A 17,595-nucleotide genomic window follows, 5' to 3' on the forward strand; every position below is an offset into this window, starting at 1 on the left:
GGGCGGCTGTCTCTGGCCCTCGATATGCGGTATTCTTCGCTGCACCATGATGCCCGCACGCTTTTTCGCTCTGAGTCTCCTTGCTGCCTCGTCTCTTCTGGCTGTCAGCGCCACGGCCCAGACGGCTGCTCCCAAGCCGTCCCACGAAGATACCGAGTTTTACCACCCGGTTCCGCCCGTTGTGACCCCGGCAGCTACCGTTGGCCAGCCGCCTTCGGACGCCATCGTGCTTTTCGACGGCAAGGACACCTCGCAGTGGGTTGCCGCCAAGGACAGCACCACTCCCGCTGACTGGGAAGTACATGACGGCGTCATGACCGTGAAGAAGGGCGGCGTGGGCAACATCGAAACGAAGCACAAGTTCAAGGACTACCAGCTCCACCTGGAATGGAAGATTCCGGCCAGCATTACCGGCGAAGGCCAGGGCCGCGGCAACAGCGGACTCTTCCTGGCTTCCACTGGCAAGGGCGACTCCGGCTACGAAGTCCAGATCATGGACAGCTACAACAACCCCACCTACACCAACGGCATGCTCGGCAGCGTGTACAAGCAGGCTGTTCCGCTGGCTAACGCCGCTCGCAAGCCCGGCGAATGGTCCAGCTATGACGTTGTCTGGACTGCTCCGCGCTTCAACAGCGACGGGAGCCTGAAGACTCCGGCCTACGTCACGGTCTTCCTGAATGGCGTACTGGTGGAGAACCATTTTGAACTGAAGGGCGAAACCTTCTACGTCGGTCAGCCTGTTTACAAGGCGTACGACACGGCACCCATCAAGCTGCAGGCGCACGGCGACAAGAGCGAACCCATCAGCTTCCGCAACATCTGGGCGCGCGAAGTAAAACCCTGGACGGAACCGCTGACAAAGTAATTTCTACGCTCACAAAACAGGAAAAAGGGACGCGCAAGCGTCCCTTTTTGTATTTCTCGGAGATCGCCCAAGCAAGCCCATCATCCTGAGCGAAACGAAGTGAAGTTGCTTCAATCACCTCCTGCTCTTCGAGTGCGCGTGCCCGCTCATTCACGAATAGCAGTGAGCTAGTGGTCTTTTCGCTCACGGAGCGCGATCCTGCTCAAAGGGAAACCGGGATCGTTTCCCCTGGCATCAAACCACTGCGGCAGGTGCGCGATTGAAATCTCTTGAGAGTCGATGGTGATGGCCTCTCCCCAGGAAATTCATGAAGATCAAGTCCGAGTTTGAGATTCAGTTTCATATTCCGAACCAAACCCCAATTATTGCCGTATTACATGTCCACCCTTGCGTGGAGAGCAACCTTTTCTCTGCTGACACCCTAAAGATCGAACATATTGTCGCAGCGGATGAACGGATAGAGCCAACCCTATTGCATGTATCGCAGTACATCGACAGCTTCGGAAATCGCTGTTCACGTTTTGTGGCCCCAGCAGGAGTGGTCCGTCTTTCTGGATCCAATGTAATGGAAGTCTCTGACACGCCTGATCCGCAGGGTGAGGGACTTGTACAGACTCCCGTCGAAGACCTTCCAGACGAAGCGCTACAGTTTCTCCTTGCAAGCCGCTATTGTCAGGTCGACGAATTCGGCGCCATTGCCGCGGAACTTTTTGGTAGCACCACGCCCGGTTGGGAGCGTGCAGCCGCAATTCGCGACTGGGTACATGACAAAGTCACTTTCAACTACAAAGCCGCGCGATCGACCAAAACAGCGATGGACGTGTTCACGGAGCGCGTTGGAGTCTGTCGCGATTTCCAACATCTGGCGATCACGCTTACTCGCGCGCTAAACATTCCGGCTCGCTATGTTTCTGGTTATCTGGGAGACATTCGCGTGCCGTACGCGGGAGCTGGAGATTTTTCGGCGTGGTATCAGGTCTGGCTCAATGGCCGTTGGTGGGACATGGATGCCCGGCACCACACACCTCGGCTGGGACGCATCCCGATTGCTTTCGGCAAGGACGCTGTGGATGCAGCTATCACCACAAGCTTTGGAACGGCTGAATTGACGCACTTCTATGTCGAATCGAACGAGGTCGATTCTGATGGACGTCCTGTGCCACTGCCAACGAGAGCGTTTCCAACTCCAGACCATTAGTCGTGTAAAACACCGATAGCGTGACTTGACTGAGCATTTTCATAAACGTCAGTCGAATGATTTCGACAGGTTGAGTTTCACGCTCGTTTGGAGAAGACCATTGATCCGCTGGTGCACTCTCGTTTTATTTTCTGCGATATTTTCGTTTGCCTCCGCGCAGACATGGGATCCGCCCATTGGCCATCGCGTTACGTATAAAACTGTCGATGGTCGTGACCTTGGCATGTGGATTGTTGAGCCAAAGGATATGGGCGCGCAGGACTACGCTGCGAAGCGTCCCGCTGTTTTACTGGTGCACGGCGGAGGCTGGGTGAACGGTGCCGCCGGTGTGCATAACGAACAGGCAAAGGTCATCGCGAAGCACGGTGCTGTGGCCGTTCTGTTGCAATACCGTTTGCTGCCACAGAACCCGCATGAAGAGCCTCGCATCTGCGTGGAAGATACAAAGAGCGCGATGCGTTGGCTTCGTGCACATGCTGCTGAGCTTCATCTTGATTCGCATAAGATCGCGGCAGGTGGAAGCTCTGCAGGCGGATACAACGCAGCCTACGCGGCAGTTGGCCCGGGCTGGGACGACCCGCATGATGACCTTCGCATCTCTGCACGACCGGACGCACTGGTGTTGCTAAACCCCGCGCTGGATATTCACTATTCCAACGCCATGTTTCACAACGATCAGAAGCTCTCGCCCATGAGTTATATCAATAAGGATGTTCCGCCAACGCTGATCCTAAGTGGTAACAACGATGAAGTCATTCATGCGGATCTATTGCGCGAGTACGCGCAGAAGTTAAACGCCGCAGGTGCGCGTTGTGAGTTGCACATCTATCCCGGTCAGGTGCACACGTTCTACCGCAAGGAACCTTATCTCTCTGAAACCAATGCGCAGATCGTAGTGTTCCTGCATTCGTTGGGATTTGTTACTCCCTGACATAAAAAGGGCGTTCCAGGATACGCAACGAATCTTCATGCGGACTGTTCTTCGGTGGTCATCAGCGCAATTGCTTCTGCCGATCCTGCATCATGCTTCTTGCTGGTATCCGGCAAGAAGGTGGTCAGCAACCCAAGGGCTGGCAGGAACGAACACACTTTATATACGTAGTCGATACTCGTGTGATCGGCCAACTTACCCAATAGCGCTGCGCCCAATCCACCCAATCCGAACGCCAGACCAAAGAACAATCCTGAGACCATGCCTACACGGCCAGGCATCAACTCCTGCGCGTAAACCAGGATGGCGGAGAACGCAGAAGCCAAGATCAATCCAATGAAAATACTGAGAACGACGGTGACCGGTAGTGTGACGTAGGGCAATAGCAGAGTCATCGGCAGTACACCCAGAATGGAAATCCAGATGACCTTCTTGCGCCCAATGCGATCACCCACCGGTCCACCAACCACTGTGCCTGCAGCAACCGCAGCAAGGAATAAGAACAGATAGAACTGTGCATCCTTCTGCGGAAGGTGGAAATGCTGCATCAGGTAGAACACGTAGTAGCTAGTAATGCTGGCCAAATAGAAGTACTTCGACAGTGTCAGCACGACAAGCACGGCAAGCGCGCCGCCTACTTTTTTGCGGCTCAGCGTTAGTGTGGTGGCCACAGCGTGCTTCTTCTGAATCGCACGTCCATGCAGCTTGTACCAGTGCCCTAATCCTGTGAGCAGAATGATGCCGAACAGCGCCGCCAGCGTGAACCATGCCATGCTCTTCTGTCCGCGCGGCAACACGACGAAAGCAATCAGCAACGGCCCAAGCGACGATCCGAAGTTACCGCCCACTTGAAACACTGATTGCGCCATGCCATGCGCACCACCGGATGCCAGGCGCGCCAATCGCGACGATTCCGGATGAAAGATAGAAGAACCAATACCCAGCAGCGCACCGCCCACCAGCAACATGGCATAGTTCTGCGCAAACGCCAGTACCAGAAGACCACTCATGGAGATGGTCATGCCGAAGGGAAGGGAATAGGGCTTCGGCTTGCGGTCCGTGTAGAAACCGACAAAAGGCTGCAATAGCGAAGCGGTGATCTGAAACACCAGCGTCAACGTGCCAATCTGTCCGAAAGAAAGATTGAAATTTCCTTTGAACAGCGGATACGCCGCAACAAAAAGCGATTGCAGCATGTCGTTCAGCATGTGGCACAGGCTTGCTGCGCCTAACACGCGATACGCAGTGGTGGATTCCTCTGAGTTTTGGCTCATAGCATCACCTGCTTTCTCGGAAGCTTATGTCTGGACAATACAATGTTGACTAAGCGGCCCACCACCAGAGCCGGGACAAATTTCTATGCGAATGGGCCACCGTTTCAGCTCAGATATCGATAAATATTTCACCGATCGCACGCGGCCTGTGTTCGCTTTGGGCGGAACTTATCCTGCATCGCATCGTGTTCGCCCACATCGTCACCGCCGCAGTCAGTTGTTCTGTCCACTCTCCGGCATGGTGATTGCATCCACATCGCAGGGGACATGGGCTGTTCCTGCACGCCGTGCCTTATGGATTCCCGCAGGTGTGCGCCACGAACTTCGCGCTTTAGGCGAGGTGAAGATGCAGAGTCTTTATTTTGAACCGGACACGCTGATGCCCATGCCCAACCACTGCCAGGTGGTGGATGTTTCACCATTAATGCGCAGTCTTATGGACGAGGCTGTAACGCTCCCTGTTCGTTACAACCTCGAAGGCCGTTCCGGTGCATTGATGCAGTTGATTCAATACGAAATTGGAACACTACCAGAACTGCCGCTCTCTCTTCCGTTGCCAACGGAAAAGAACCTTGCGCGGTTATGTCGTCGATTTCTGCAACATCCCACAGCAAAAGAGAACATCGACGATTGGACCGCGTTGCTGCATCTGAGTCGTCGTACTTTTACTCGTCTTTTCCGGCGCGAAACAGGCCTCAGCTTCGTTGCGTGGCGACAGCAGGCATGCGTCCTTGCATCACTGCCAATGCTGACTGCAGGCACATCCGTCACCAACACCGCATTGGATTTGGGCTATGAAAATCCTGCTGCTTTTACGACTGTGTTCAAACGAATTCTGAACGCATCACCGAAGGAATACACAGCGCATTAGGTTATGCGTTTAGTTTTCCGAAGGATGAACGATGCTATCCACCACCAGCACTTCAACCGACCCGCGCGATGGTTGTAACTTCAACCCAAGCTGATCCTGTATCGCTTGAAAGAAGTATTGGTTCGTACCTTCTGAACCCTCCTGTGACCATTGCAGGTCGCACTCATACGGCCCTTCCAGGCCGGTATCGTCGATGACCGGCTTGCCTGACAACTCTGGTTGATGACTCAACGAAGTTGCAATCAACCACCATGGCCAGCCCTTCGTATGCATGTGCAGCGATGCCATCATCCTCTTGCGCTCAGTGGGGGAAGGCTCATGCCATCCCGGCGGAGGCGGTGGAGGAGCGGGCGCCGCAGACCAGCGAAAACGTGGCTTTGAAGGATCAGGAATTGCTGGTAGCGAAGTCGTATCGCGTGGGCATTTAAATCCGCTCTTCGCAATCTGCAATCGATAGACAGGTATCTCCCGTGCTTCAAAGTGATAGGTCAGGTGAAAGCGATCCTTGAGTAATGACTGCACCATCAGCCGCATCTTTTCTTCGCGGTCATCGCGACTCATCGTCTTGATGGCGACGGCTTCTTCTGCGTCCAGCTTGCCGTTAATGTCGAATCGTTCATTGCGCATCCACGGAGGCCCACCGTCCAGTTCCTGGTCGTAACCCATGCCAAACGCATATGCCAGCACATCTTTCATCGTGGTGCGTTCCGCATGATAGCTATCTGAGTTTGTGGCGCTGTGCGTGCTTTCATCGTCTGGCTTACTGGGGCGGACACTCACCACGGAAAAACTTGGCATCGGCGAAACAGGATGCAGCAGTGGCACAGGTGTTTCTTGCGCCATAAAGACAAAGCTGAGCAGAAACAGTTTCGGAAGCATCATGCAATACCTCGTCTCAATCACTTATTAAAATCATTCGCAGGGAATGGCAACACGCTGTGGATGCCGCTTTCTCGCATCGCACAAACCCCATGACGCGCGTCGTACTTCAAAGTGTTTTGGCGTCTGCGGCAACGGTACAGACTGCGTCAGTAACTTAAAGAACCCCAACGCAACGAGCGCAGCCAACACCACGGCCTGCGCAAGAAACTGTGGACTCACAGACTGCGTGGGCAGTCTTCCGAACATACCGTCGGCCACACTCGGAGTCATATCGTTTGCAGCCCACTGCTTCGTCGCGGACAGTATGCCGTCAGCCAGTGCACGGCACACTCCGGTGTCTGCAACGGTTTGGTCAAACACCCACAGCATCTCCTGCGCAAAACGTTCGCGAAACGCGGCAGGATGCAGTGCAAGCAGCAACTGATATATCCGGCGTGCGCAGTGAAGCCATGTCATGCCTTACCGCCTTCGTCAGCCAACATGCGATTCGCTACGCGCACAATGCGCTTCATGCGGCTGACATCTGCCGCCAGAATCCGACGGCCTTCGTCTGTGATGCGATACATCCGGCGCGTTTCACCGCTGCCGGATTCCTGTTCTTCGTAATCCTCCACCCACTCCAGGTGCAGCAGTTTTTTCAAATTGTCATAAAGCGTTCCGGAACCCACGCGATAGGTGGCGGAGGAAAGTCGGCTGACCTCCTGGATGATTCCGTAGCCGTGCCGATCCTCAGACGCCAGCGCAAGCAGCACGTAGAGTGTGGCGGCAGGTAAAGGAGTTACGGTTTCGTTTTCAGCGTGTGCCATGATCGGTTCCCGACTATATCGGAATCCGACTATTAAGCGCAAGCACTATCGGGCTTGGCAAATGTCGATAGAAAGGAGCAGGATGTAGACCATCAAAAAGACGCCTGAAGCGTCTCTTCTGAAGGAGCAGCACATGGCAACAGCAGAAGTCACCTTGGACCCCACGCATTCCGGTGCAACCCCCGTCCCGTTCCGCAAGCGCTACGGCAACTACATCGGCGGCGCATGGGTGGAACCCGTTGAGGGGCAATACTTTGAAAACATCACGCCGGTCACCGGCAAAGTTCTATGCGAAGTGCCGCGTTCCGGCGCGAAGGACGTAGAGAAGGCACTCGACGCTGCACACAAGGCGAAGGCTGCATGGGGCAGAACATCTGTAACAGAACGCTCGAATTTGCTCATCCGCATCGCGCAGGTCATTGAAGAAAATGCTGACCTTCTTGCCGCGGCAGAAACGTGGGACAACGGTAAGCCCATCCGCGAAACCACTGCAGCGGACGTGCCGCTTAGCGCAGATCACTTCCGTTATTTCGCAGGAGCCATTCGCGCGCAGCAGGGCGGCATCTCTGAAATCGATCACGATACCGTCGCGTACCACTTCCACGAACCGCTCGGTGTCGTTGGCCAGATCATCCCGTGGAATTTCCCGCTGCTCATGGCCGCATGGAAGCTGGCTCCGGCGCTCGCTGCGGGTAACTGCGTTGTGCTGAAACCCGCAGAACAGACGCCTGTTTCCATCCTCATCTTGATGGAACTCATTGGCGACATCCTGCCCGCTGGCGTGCTCAACGTGGTGAACGGCTTCGGTCGCGAAGTGGGCAAGGAACTTGCCACCAACCCACGCATCAACAAAGTTGCGTTCACCGGATCAACGGTTACTGGCCGCATGATCATGCAGTACGCATCGGAAAACATCATTCCGCTCACGCTCGAACTCGGCGGCAAATCGCCCAACATCTTCTTTGAAGATGTGATGGATGCCGATGAGGATTACATCGACAAGGCGATTGAAGGCATGGTGTTGTTCGCCTTCAATCAGGGCGAAGTTTGCACCTGCCCCTCGCGTGCACTCATCCACGAGAAGATCTATGACAAGTTCATGGAGCGTGCGCTGAAGCGCATTGCGGCGATCAAGCAGGACAACCCGTTTGATTCTTCCACGCAGGTGGGTGCGCAGGCATCGAAGCAGCAGTTTGAAAAGATCTTGTCCTATCTCGATCTCGGTCGCAAGGAAGGTGCGGAGCTTCTCATCGGTGGCAATGCAGCCAAGCTGGAAGGCGACCTGGCGGGTGGTTATTACATCCAGCCCACGGTCTTTAAAGGCAACAACAAGATGCGCATCTTCCAGGAAGAAATCTTCGGACCGGTGCTCTCGGTGACCACCTTCAAGAACGACGACGAAGCTCTTGAGATTGCGAACGACACGCTCTACGGCCTGGGTGCAGGCGTGTGGACGCGCGACATCAATCGTGCGTATCGCTTCGGTCGCAACATTGAAGCAGGTCGCGTGTGGACCAACTGCTATCACATGTATCCCGCGCACGCAGCCTTCGGCGGTTACAAGCAAAGCGGCATCGGGCGCGAGAACCATCTGATGATGTTGAACCACTATCAGCAGACGAAGAATCAACTCATCAGCTACAGCACCAAGGCATTGGGATTGTTCTAATGGCCACTGCCACGGTGCCGGAACAGGTAACGGCCACGGCTGAAGCCCTGAAGCTCATCGAAGAGCTTCAGGGCCAGCATGGCCCCATCATGTTTTATCAGTCCGGCGGCTGCTGTGAAGGTAGCGCGCCCATGTGCTTTCCTGTCGGCGAGTTCCGCATTGGCTCGCGCGACAAGAAGGTCGGCGAGATCGGTGGCGCAGAGTTCTTCATCTCGCCGCAGCAGTTTGAATACTGGAAACACACGCAGATCATCATCGACGTGGTGCCAGGCTTTGGCGCGGCGTTCTCACTTGAAGGTCCCGGTGGCCTTCAGTTCCACACACGCTCGCGCGTCTTCACGGATGAAGAGATTCACGCGTTGCGCGATGCAGGAAAAATCTAGTCTATTCCCACGGAGCACGGTCCAGTGCTGCTGGATCCTGCTCCAGCTTTCCTACTGCATCCTCGAACAACTTCATCGTCAGCAGGCCGTGTCCCACTGCTCCGCCTGCGCGTAGCGCTGCCGCCATAAAGACTGTCTCTGCAATCTCTTCACGTGTCGCGCCAGCCTTTGCGGCATTGCGTGTGTGTGAATCCAGGCAGTAGGAACACTGCGTTGTGAGCGCCACTGCGAGGGCGATCAATTCGCGATACTTTGCCGGGATCACTCCATCGCCGCGTTCTGTAACTGCCTTCAGTTTGAAGAAAGCATCAGCCTCTGCCGGTGCTCCGGCAATCAGCTTCTTCGCATAACGCATGTCATCCGGGCTTTGATACTCCGCCATGTTGTCCATTCCTCCAGCACAGCGAAGCATATCGGAAATTCCTTATTCGTTGCGCAAAGCCTCCATTGGATTCAACCGCGCTGCGTGCCATGCAGGCAGGAAACATGCAAATGCAGCCACAGCCAATAGCAATCCTGTGACGGAAGCAAACACGGTAGGGTCAAGCGGCTTTGTGCCATACAGCATGGACCGAATCCACTGCACACACGCTGCGCTCGCACCCAGTCCCACAATCACGCCCAGCAGGGCAGGCCGAATTCCATCCAGCAGCATCTGTCGCAACACGTCTTGCCGCTGCGCGCCCAGTGCCATGCGGATGCCAATCTCGCCCGTGCGTTGTGTCACCAGATACGACAGCACGCCATACAAACCCACGGCTGCGAGTATCAGCGAAATCACTGCAAACGCCAGCACCAGCATCGACGTAACATTCGCATCCATCGTTGCTTTGCCCAGCGATTGTTCCATCGTCAGTACGTTGGCTACCGGCAAACCTGGATCCATTTGTGCAATCAATTTCTGCACAGGCAGCGCAAGGCTTTCCACATTGTGATCTGCTCTTACGGCAATGGTCACGTTGTTCCATCCGCCATAGTAAAGAGGGAAGTACATCGTAGGGCCTTCCTGCTCATCCAGATGCCAAAGCGTGTTCCCAACCACGCCCACAACTTCAAATCCACCCTCGGGAAAATCGCCAAAATTGATGGCCTGAATGTGTTTGCCTAGCGCATCTCCATTGGGAAAGAACTGTCGTGCGAACGACTCACTCACAATCACACTGCGTGCATTCTTCAAACGCTCGCGATCTTCAAAAAAGCGGCCCTGCTTCAACGGAATTTGTACCGACTTGAAATATCCCGGGTCCACGCCGCGCTGCATTGCCACATGTTGCATCTGTCCCAGCGATGGATTTTCTGGAATGCTGAAAGGCGTGTCGCCACCGTAACCCTGTCCCGGCAAAGCCGTGGATAGTCCTGCCGCGGTCACACCGGGCAACACGCGGATGCGCTCAATCAACTGCGAATAAAACGCAGTGATCTGCTGATCCGTTTTGTAGATCGCATCCGGTAAGCCCACTCGCATAGTTAATACGTTTTTCGTTGTGCAGCCGATATCGGTGGAGCGCATCTGCCGATAGCTCTTCAGCAGCAACCCCGCGCTTACCAGTAACACCATCGTCACGGCCACTTCCGTCACGAGCAATGCTTTACGCAAACGAGCCGCGGATAATCCTTTGCTACTGCCGCGGGACGCTTCCTGCAGATTCTCCAGCAGCGGCCCGCGCAGTAACGTCAGGCTGGGAATAATTCCCGCCAGCACAGCGCACAACACCACAATCCCCACGGCGAACAGCGCCACCGTCCCATCCATCTGCACAGAGTCGATGCGTGCCATGTCCGGTCTTGCCACCATCAGCCATCGCACCTCTGCCCACGCCAGCGGAATACCAATTGCACCTGCCGCCAGCGCAAGCAACACGCTCTCCGTCACTTGTTCTCCAAGCAACGTCCATCGGCTTCCACCCAACGAAGCGCGAATTGAAATCTCTTTACGTCGCGCTGCAGATCGCGCCACCAGCAGGTTGGCCACATTCAAACATGCGATGAGCAGCACGCATCCCGTCGCACCAAACAGCACATAGAGTTGCGTTCGCGCATCATGCACCACGCCTTCCAACATGCTTCGTGCATTTGCGTTGTTGCTTACAAAGCGCGACGAACTGTTCTGATGAACGCGCTTCGTCACCGTATCCACTTCGCTTAACGCCTGCGCTAACGTTGCGCCGGGCTTCAGACGCGCAATCACGAAATAGTTATGGATCTGAGGGCTCTCCATCGCCTTCGGATCCTGCTCGTGATAGATCGGAGTCCACAACTGCGTCTCAGTATCGGGATACATGAACCACGCTGGCAGCACGCCCACCACGGTGTAAGGTTGCGAGTTCAATTGAATGATCTTGCCAACAATGTTGCGGTCTCCGGCATACCGTCGCATCCACAAACTATGCGTCAGCATTACCGTTCCAGGCGCATCGTGTTTATCTTCGTCCTTTGTGAATGAGCGTCCTAACTCTGGTTGCACACCAAGCGTGGTAAACAGGTCCCACGATCCGTAGGCAGACCTGATGCGCTCTGGCAATTGTCCGCCACCATCGGAAAGGTTGTTGCTGTCTGTGCCATAAACGCCCATCTGCTCCACGCTGGGCATATCGCTCTTCCACGCCGCATACATACCGCCTGCCACATAGCTGAACGGGCGCGCACCGTTACCTAACTGCTCATACAACTGGATGAGTCTCTCAGGTTCTTGAAACGGAAGCGGCTTCAGTAGGACATTGCGAACCACAGTAAACATTGCCACATTCGTGCTGATGCCCAGTGTCATCACGGCAATCGCAACCAGCGCAAATGCTGGAGCGCGCATCAGTGTGCGCACGCCGTAGCGAACATTGCGCCACAACGAATCCAGCCAATCCCAACCCCACGTTGAACGAGTCTGCTCACGAATCAGAAGGGGATTGCCAAAGGCGCGCAATGCCGCATGTTTCGCGGCTTCTGCATCCAGTCCACTCTCGCGCTGCTCTTCCTCTTCCAGTTCGAGATCGGCGCGAAGCTCGCGCTCCAAATCGGCATTCTGCTTGCTCGTGGGCCACTTCATGTCAGTTCTCCTCCGCCGCAGGCCACATCACACGAGCCACAGCCTCAGCCATCTGCTTCCATTGCGACTCTTCCACCACAAGCTGCTTCTTACCCTCAGGAGTCAGCCGGTAGTACTTGAAGTCACGATTGCGATCTGGGGCCGTCTCCCACTTCGCCGTGATCCAGCCCTTCTTCTCCATGCGGTGCAGCGCCGGATACAGCGACCCATGCTGCATCTGCAAAAAGTCATTCGTGGTGGCTTGAATGTGTTTGCCAATCTGGTGGCCATGCGCCGCGCCATATAGCAGCGTGCGCAGAATCAGCATGTCCAGCGTGCCCTGCAACAGGCTCGATCGTTGCGTGGTCTCTTTCGCCATAGTCGACTGTCTACCCTCGGATTTGTACTGAGGGTAGACAGTCGACTATCGCCTGTCAACAGATTCTTTAACCCGATTTCGACTCCACAGGGCTCTGTTGTATAACCATCGCACCGGAGACATTGGGTTTTGGCGACAACTGTAGTGGGAGAGGCTGCGCCTCGTTTGGAAGGCGCAGGGCAAGATCTGAATCGACTGGCGTGGCTTGCGCTTGTGCTCACGCCCGGTATGGGGGCCACGCGCACCATCCGCGCGATGTCCCTGGCTTCGTCGCCTGCGGCAATCTTTTCCATGTCGCTCACGGAGCTCGAAGCCCTCCAGATGCCTGCAGCGTCTGCGCGCTTCATCTTCGAGGGCAAAGCCAAAGCCGCCGCTCTGGACGAAGTTCAGCGACTGGAAGAGCAAAACGCTAACTACTTTACTTACGACAGTCCGGAGTACCCGGACCGCCTCCGAGAAATCTACGACCCGCCCGCTGTCCTCTGGTATCGCGGGGACGCCAGCATCCTCGCGGAACCCGGCATTGCCGTCGTCGGCACACGTCATCCTTCGGTTTACGGAGCGGGCATGGCCCAGATGCTCTCTCGCGAGCTTGCCGCACGCGGCATGGTCATCCTGAGCGGCATGGCTCGCGGTGTGGACACGGAAGCGCACAAAGGCGCGCTGGACGCCCGTGGCAAAACCGTCGCCGTCTGGGGCACTGGCATTGACGTCATCTATCCCAAAGAGAACAAGCGCCTCGCCGAACAGATTCTGATGTACGGCGGCTGCATCCTGTCGGAGTACCCGCTGGGCACCTTCCCAGCTCCGCAGAATTTCCCCGTCCGCAACCGCATCCTGTCCGGCATGAGCGTCGGCGTCCTCGTCATCGAAGCGGCGGAGCACAGCGGCACCCGCATCACCGCCCGCTGCGCCATGGAGCAGAACCGAGACGTCTATGCGGTTCCCGGAAATGTAACAAACAAAGGATCATGGACACCGAACACCCTCATCAAGCAGGGTGCGCGCCTTACCGCCACCTGGGAAGATGTCTGGGAAGACCTGCCCACGCAGGTGCGTCTGCATTTGGAAGAGAAGCTGGAGAAGCGCGAGGGCAAGCCTGAATCCGGCGCAGCGGTCACAGCATCTTTATTCGACGAGCGAGAGCTGCCGCCGGTCGAACGCGTTGTTTTCGAGCAGCTTCGAGCCGACGAGAGTGTACAGTTGGACGACCTGATCGAACGTCTGGAAGGGAAGCTGCAGTCGCCGGAGATCTTTACGGCGCTCTTCGAACTCGAACTCGCAGGTCGAGTCCGCCAGCTCCCCGGCAAGAATTATGTGAGGACGTTCTAGCCGTCGACGCCCTGTGGAAAACCCCTCCCGAATAACGGAACATGCGACTTTTTCCGTTCGTAAGAGTCGAAGGGAAGGTTGGCTGTGCGTGACGTTCGTCCAAAACCGTGTTAGGTTCTCACACTGAGTAGTGACGTTGAAATAAGGGCAGGGCTGCCGGGCGGGCGGTGTCGGCCTTGCAAGGGAGCGCGAAGAACGCTCCAGGAAGTTCAGGAAGTGTTATGGCAAAGAATCTCGTGATCGTGGAGTCGCCGGCAAAGGCGAAGACGATCAACAAATATCTCGGCAACGATTTCACGGTGGAGGCCTCGCTGGGCCACATCATGGACCTGCCGAAGAACGACATTGGCGTCGAATTAAAGAAGCGCACCTTTGAGCCGAAGCTCATCATCTCGCCCGGCAAGGAAAAGCTCGTCGATCGCCTGAAGAAGCTCGCCTCCAAGGCTGACGCCGTCTATCTTGCGCCCGATCCTGACCGCGAAGGCGAGGCCATCGCCGCCCATCTCCAATGGCAGCTCAAGCCCGCCATCAAGAGCTCTGGCAAGATTCAGCGCGTTACGTTCAATGAAATCACCAAGGCGGCCGTTACTGACGCCTTCAAGCGTGCCCGTGACGTTGACCAGAACCTGATGCTGGCGCAGCAGACGCGCCGCGTCCTGGACCGCCTGGTGGGCTACGAAATCTCGCCGCTGCTGTGGGATAAGGTGCGCCGCGGCCTGTCCGCTGGTCGTGTGCAGACGGTGGCGCTCCGCCTCATCGTTGACCGCGAAAACGAAATCAAGGCTTTCAACCCGGTCGAATACTGGCCCGTGGACGCAAAGCTGACCCCTGCCGGCAAAAAGCAGGAGTTCCTCGCCCGTCTCTACGCCATCGACGGCCAGAAGATCTCTGTCGACACGGTGAATCCGCCCGCTCTGCCTGACGGCGCAACTGCCGCCACGGTCAAGGCTGGGATGGAGAAGGCGAAATGGTCTGTCGCATCCGTAGAGGCGAAGGAACGCCGCCGCTACGCCCCTGCGCCGTTCTCCACATCGCAGCTTCAGCAACAGGCCTCCAACCGCCTTGGTTTCAACGTGAAGCGCACCATGGGCGTCGCCCAGCGTCTCTACGAAGGCATTGAGATCGGCAACGAAGGCACCGTTGGCCTTATCACCTACATGCGTACTGACAGCACGCGTGTCGCTCCGGTCGCCATCGACATGGCCCGCGACTATATCAAGACGCTCGGTCCGCAGTACCTGCCCGCAAAGCCCAATGAGTTCAAGGGGAAGAAGGACGCGCAGGACGCCCACGAAGCCATCCGCCCCACGAACGTGGCGTACACGCCGGACAGCATCCGCAAGTACCTCAGCGATGAGCAGTACCGTCTGTATAACCTCATCTGGTCGCGCTTCGTCGCCAGCCAGATGACGCCTGCCGTTTACGACCAGACTACGGTTGAAATCGAAGGCAAGGGCGACCGCAAGTACCAGGTGCGCGTCTCCGGTTCGGTGTTGAAGTTTGATGGCTTCCTGCGCATCAACAACCCCAACCAGAGCAGCGTTGCAGATGCCAAGACTGCCCAGGATGACTCTGACGAAGGCGTGAGCCTGCCCGGCATGAAGCAGGGAGACGCGCTGGACCTGCTCGGCGTCGTTACTGACCAGAAGTTCACAGAACCGCCGCCGCGCTTCAACGAAGCGTCGCTGGTCAAGGAACTGGAAGAGCGCGGCATTGGCCGCCCGTCCACGTATGCGTCGATCATCAACACGATTCAGGATCGCGACTACGTTAAAAAGCTCGCACGCAAGTTCGTGCCCACGGAGATCGGTATGGTGGTCACCACGTTGCTGGTGAAGAACTTCCCGTACATCTTCGACATGGACTACACCCGCAAGCTGGAAGACGAGCTGGACGAGATCGAAGCGGGTAACGAGAAGTGGACTGACCTGCTCGGCGGTTTCTACGGCCATCTCAGCGATGAAATTAAAGTCGCCGAAAAGTCCATGGAAGACATCAAGCGGATGGAGCACCCCACGGACGAAGTCTGTGAGAAGTGCGGTTCTCCGCTCGTCCTCAAGTGGGGCAAATTCGGTTCGTTCTATTCGTGTAGCAATTTCACGAAGACCAAGCCGAAGACGATTGCCGTCTCTGCCTTCAAGAAAGACGCCAAGGCTGTCGCCAAGCGCGTCACCGATGCGTTTACTTATCCCATCACCGTCAAGGGCATGGTGGACGACGCAGAGGCCTCCAGCGAGGAGGTCCACAACGACAAGGAACTACTGGCGGCCCTCAAGGTGGCATCCACCCGCGGCAAGAGCATCCTCATTGATCCCGTAAGCTGCGACTTCACCAAGGAAAACTTTGCAGACAAGCCAGACCTTGCCGCCATGGAAGCAGGCGACACCGAGGAGGAGGAGTTCTGCGAAAACTGCGGCAAGCAGATGGTGCTGAAGAACGGCCCGTGGGGCCCGTTCATGTCGTGCCCGGATTACAGCGCCGATCCGCCCTGCAAGACGGTGCGCCGCCTGAACCAGAAGGTCCAGCAAAAACCACCAGAACCCACGGGCGAACTCTGCCCGCAGTGCGGCATGGAACTGGTCAAGCGCCAGGGTGCCTACGGCGAGTTCACCTCGTGTTCCGGTTACCCCAAGTGCAAGTACGTGAAGCAGGTGCTACTTGATGTCCCATGCCCCAAGTGCGGCGGCGCTATTGCTGAACGCAAGTCGAAAATGGGCAACGTCTTCTACGGCTGCACGAACTATCCCAAGTGCGACTTCAGCAGCAACCAGAAGCTGATCGCCAAGCCGTGCCCCAAGGGCAATTCGTCATACCTCATCGAAGTGCCGAACAAACAGGACGGCTACATCCACGAGGTCTGCCCGCACAACCACGACGCCCTGCCCAAGCGCCGCCCCAAGAAGGGCGCGAAGGTAGAGGAGCCGGTAGAAGACCCCATCACCTGCGACTACGACCACAAGACCAATCGCAAGATCGAGTCCAAGCCGCCGGTAGAGATTCCAACTCTCCAGCGTCCAGACCCGAACGCCACCCGGCCTATCGTGGAGAGTGTTGCTTAACTCTTAATTTGAAGGAAGTCAGTTTTCTGAGCCCCATCGCGGTTTGTCCGCGATGGGGTTTTTCTCTAGATAGGGAAGAGGACTTCGATCTGACCGCCCGAGTAGTTCGGAATGGCGGTTTGAAAGCGGCTGATGAAGTGGGGCGTCGTTTGTGCGAAATGTTGCGCGAGCGCGCGGCCCTTGTTTTCATCCAACTCCATCATTTTCAGAATGGCGCGACCTTCTGTTGTGATCACGGCAGAGACAATGTTCAGAATTTCGTGCATGGCATCGCGCAGCGTTTCGTCGAAGGGGATGGCTTTGAGATTTTGCCGGATGACGGCATCGGGCATACCGGCAAGTGCGCCACCCAGTGAACAAAGAAGATCGAAATCAATCTGAAGAAAGATTTTCTCGTTCCGTCCCACGACATCGTAGCTGGCATAACTCTTACGGCACGTCGTCGCTTCCTGCTTCGAAGCTTCGACCACAGAGACTCGTCGATCGATGAGGTTTGAGAAGAGCTGCGAAAGTGCGTACGGCGTTGAATCGGCCATCGTTTATGCTCCGATCACAGGTCGTAGAGCGGCTTCGACATCTTCTGGTGTGAACGGCTTTGTGATGAGAAATTGTGCGCCGGCCTTCTGCGCAGTCTCGCGAATCACATCAGAACCTTCTGATGTAATGAAGCCAAACGGGGTAGTGACACCTGCGTTGCGTGCTTTCTGCAGGAACTCAATACCTGTCATCTCCGGCATGTTCCAGTCGGAGAGAATGACGGTGGGAGCGTTCGTTTGAAGCTTCTCCAAGGCCTGTGCGCCGTTCTCTGCTTCAATGAAGCTGAGTCCCGCAAAGCCTGCTTGTCGAATGGTGCGCTGCACAATCATGCGCATAGTTTTGCTGTCGTCTACGAGAAGAATTTCCATTGCGATGCTCCTGATGCGT

17 protein-coding genes are annotated in these 17,595 nt (G+C 56.2%); 8 read left to right on the top strand and 9 right to left on the bottom strand.

Annotated features, from left to right (window positions below; all coding sequences use genetic code 11):
* Positions 1 to 46: 46 nt before the first annotated feature.
* The 3 genes from JAO32_RS10395 (at position 47) to JAO32_RS10405 (ending at position 2,997) form a co-directional block, all read left to right on the top strand.
* The gene (locus tag JAO32_RS10395; protein WP_334240013.1) at positions 47 to 868 is read left to right on the top strand and encodes a 3-keto-disaccharide hydrolase; all 822 of its coding nucleotides are present in this window, start codon (positions 47 to 49) and stop codon (positions 866 to 868) included.
* A 307-nt stretch (positions 869 to 1,175) separates the two neighbouring features.
* The gene (locus JAO32_RS10400; protein WP_334240015.1) at positions 1,176 to 2,066 is read left to right on the top strand and encodes a transglutaminase-like domain-containing protein; all 891 of its coding nucleotides are present in this window, start codon (positions 1,176 to 1,178) and stop codon (positions 2,064 to 2,066) included.
* A gap of 100 nt (positions 2,067 to 2,166) precedes the next feature.
* Positions 2,167 to 2,997, top strand: coding sequence for an alpha/beta hydrolase (locus tag JAO32_RS10405; RefSeq protein WP_334240017.1), 831 nt, complete (start codon positions 2,167 to 2,169; stop codon positions 2,995 to 2,997).
* A 35-nt stretch (positions 2,998 to 3,032) separates the two neighbouring features.
* On the opposite strand, the gene JAO32_RS10410 is transcribed toward JAO32_RS10405, so the two are convergent.
* Entirely contained in the window at positions 3,033 to 4,271 is a 1,239-nt protein-coding gene (locus JAO32_RS10410; RefSeq protein WP_334240019.1) for an MFS transporter, read from the bottom strand.
* Positions 4,272 to 4,356: 85 nt separating this feature from the next.
* Between JAO32_RS10410 and JAO32_RS10415 the strand changes: the two genes are divergently transcribed.
* On the top strand, positions 4,357 to 5,142 hold the full coding sequence (locus tag JAO32_RS10415) for an AraC family transcriptional regulator (protein ID WP_334240021.1): 786 nt from the start codon (positions 4,357 to 4,359) through the stop codon (positions 5,140 to 5,142).
* Positions 5,143 to 5,151: 9 nt separating this feature from the next.
* Here the strand turns inward: JAO32_RS10415 and JAO32_RS10420 are convergent, their stop codons facing one another.
* From JAO32_RS10420 to JAO32_RS10430, 3 genes are read right to left on the bottom strand one after another with little or no spacing between them, the layout of a single operon-like run.
* A complete protein-coding gene (locus JAO32_RS10420; RefSeq protein WP_334240023.1) occupies positions 5,152 to 6,024 on the bottom strand; it encodes a TIGR03435 family protein in 873 nt (290 codons plus the stop codon).
* A gap of 30 nt (positions 6,025 to 6,054) precedes the next feature.
* Complete coding sequence (locus tag JAO32_RS10425; protein ID WP_334240025.1) at positions 6,055 to 6,480, bottom strand: hypothetical protein; 426 nt, start codon at positions 6,478 to 6,480, stop codon at positions 6,055 to 6,057.
* Complete coding sequence (locus tag JAO32_RS10430; protein ID WP_334240027.1) at positions 6,477 to 6,830, bottom strand: PadR family transcriptional regulator; 354 nt, start codon at positions 6,828 to 6,830, stop codon at positions 6,477 to 6,479. The genes JAO32_RS10425 and JAO32_RS10430 overlap by 4 nt, the downstream gene beginning before the upstream one ends.
* Before the next feature lie 133 nt (positions 6,831 to 6,963).
* On the opposite strand from JAO32_RS10430, the gene exaC reads away from it, so the two are divergent.
* Positions 6,964 to 8,499, top strand: a complete 1,536-nt coding sequence (gene exaC / locus JAO32_RS10435; protein WP_334240030.1) for an acetaldehyde dehydrogenase ExaC — start codon at positions 6,964 to 6,966, stop codon at positions 8,497 to 8,499.
* On the top strand, positions 8,499 to 8,882 hold the full coding sequence (locus JAO32_RS10440; RefSeq protein WP_334240033.1) for a DUF779 domain-containing protein: 384 nt from the start codon (positions 8,499 to 8,501) through the stop codon (positions 8,880 to 8,882). Before exaC ends, JAO32_RS10440 begins: the two co-directional genes overlap by 1 nt.
* A gap of 1 nt (position 8,883) precedes the next feature.
* Here JAO32_RS10440 and JAO32_RS10445 read toward each other — a convergent pair whose 3' ends face one another.
* The 3 genes from JAO32_RS10445 to JAO32_RS10455 are packed head-to-tail and all read right to left on the bottom strand — an operon-like array spanning position 8,884 to position 12,280.
* The gene (locus tag JAO32_RS10445) at positions 8,884 to 9,264 is read right to left on the bottom strand and encodes a carboxymuconolactone decarboxylase family protein (protein ID WP_334240035.1); all 381 of its coding nucleotides are present in this window, start codon (positions 9,262 to 9,264) and stop codon (positions 8,884 to 8,886) included.
* Positions 9,265 to 9,306: 42 nt separating this feature from the next.
* Positions 9,307 to 11,922, bottom strand: a complete 2,616-nt coding sequence (locus JAO32_RS10450; protein WP_334240037.1) for an ABC transporter permease — start codon at positions 11,920 to 11,922, stop codon at positions 9,307 to 9,309.
* Between the two features lies 1 nt (position 11,923).
* Positions 11,924 to 12,280 carry a PadR family transcriptional regulator gene (locus tag JAO32_RS10455; RefSeq protein ID WP_334240039.1) on the bottom strand — a complete coding sequence of 119 codons (357 nt, stop codon included), beginning with the start codon at positions 12,278 to 12,280 and terminating at the stop codon, positions 11,924 to 11,926.
* A 129-nt stretch (positions 12,281 to 12,409) separates the two neighbouring features.
* Between JAO32_RS10455 and dprA the strand changes: the two genes are divergently transcribed.
* Entirely contained in the window at positions 12,410 to 13,612 is a 1,203-nt protein-coding gene (dprA, locus tag JAO32_RS10460; RefSeq protein WP_334240042.1) for a DNA-processing protein DprA, read from the top strand.
* Between the two features lie 221 nt (positions 13,613 to 13,833).
* Positions 13,834 to 16,671: a type I DNA topoisomerase gene (gene topA, locus JAO32_RS10465; RefSeq protein WP_334240044.1), complete on the top strand. Its 2,838-nt coding sequence runs from the start codon at positions 13,834 to 13,836 to the stop codon at positions 16,669 to 16,671.
* 65 nt (positions 16,672 to 16,736) lie between these two features.
* Here the strand turns inward: topA and JAO32_RS10470 are convergent, their stop codons facing one another.
* Both JAO32_RS10470 and JAO32_RS10475 read right to left on the bottom strand, forming a co-directional pair.
* Positions 16,737 to 17,207 (bottom strand): hypothetical protein, encoded by a 471-nt coding sequence (locus JAO32_RS10470; protein ID WP_334240046.1) that lies wholly within the window; start codon positions 17,205 to 17,207, stop codon positions 16,737 to 16,739.
* A gap of 3 nt (positions 17,208 to 17,210) precedes the next feature.
* A complete protein-coding gene (locus JAO32_RS10475) occupies positions 17,211 to 17,576 on the bottom strand; it encodes a response regulator (protein WP_334240048.1) in 366 nt (121 codons plus the stop codon).
* Positions 17,577 to 17,595 lie beyond the last annotated feature (19 nt).

The sequence above is a fragment of the Terriglobus sp. ADX1 genome, assembly GCF_036877645.1.
Lineage (GTDB): Bacteria > Acidobacteriota > Terriglobia > Terriglobales > Acidobacteriaceae > Terriglobus.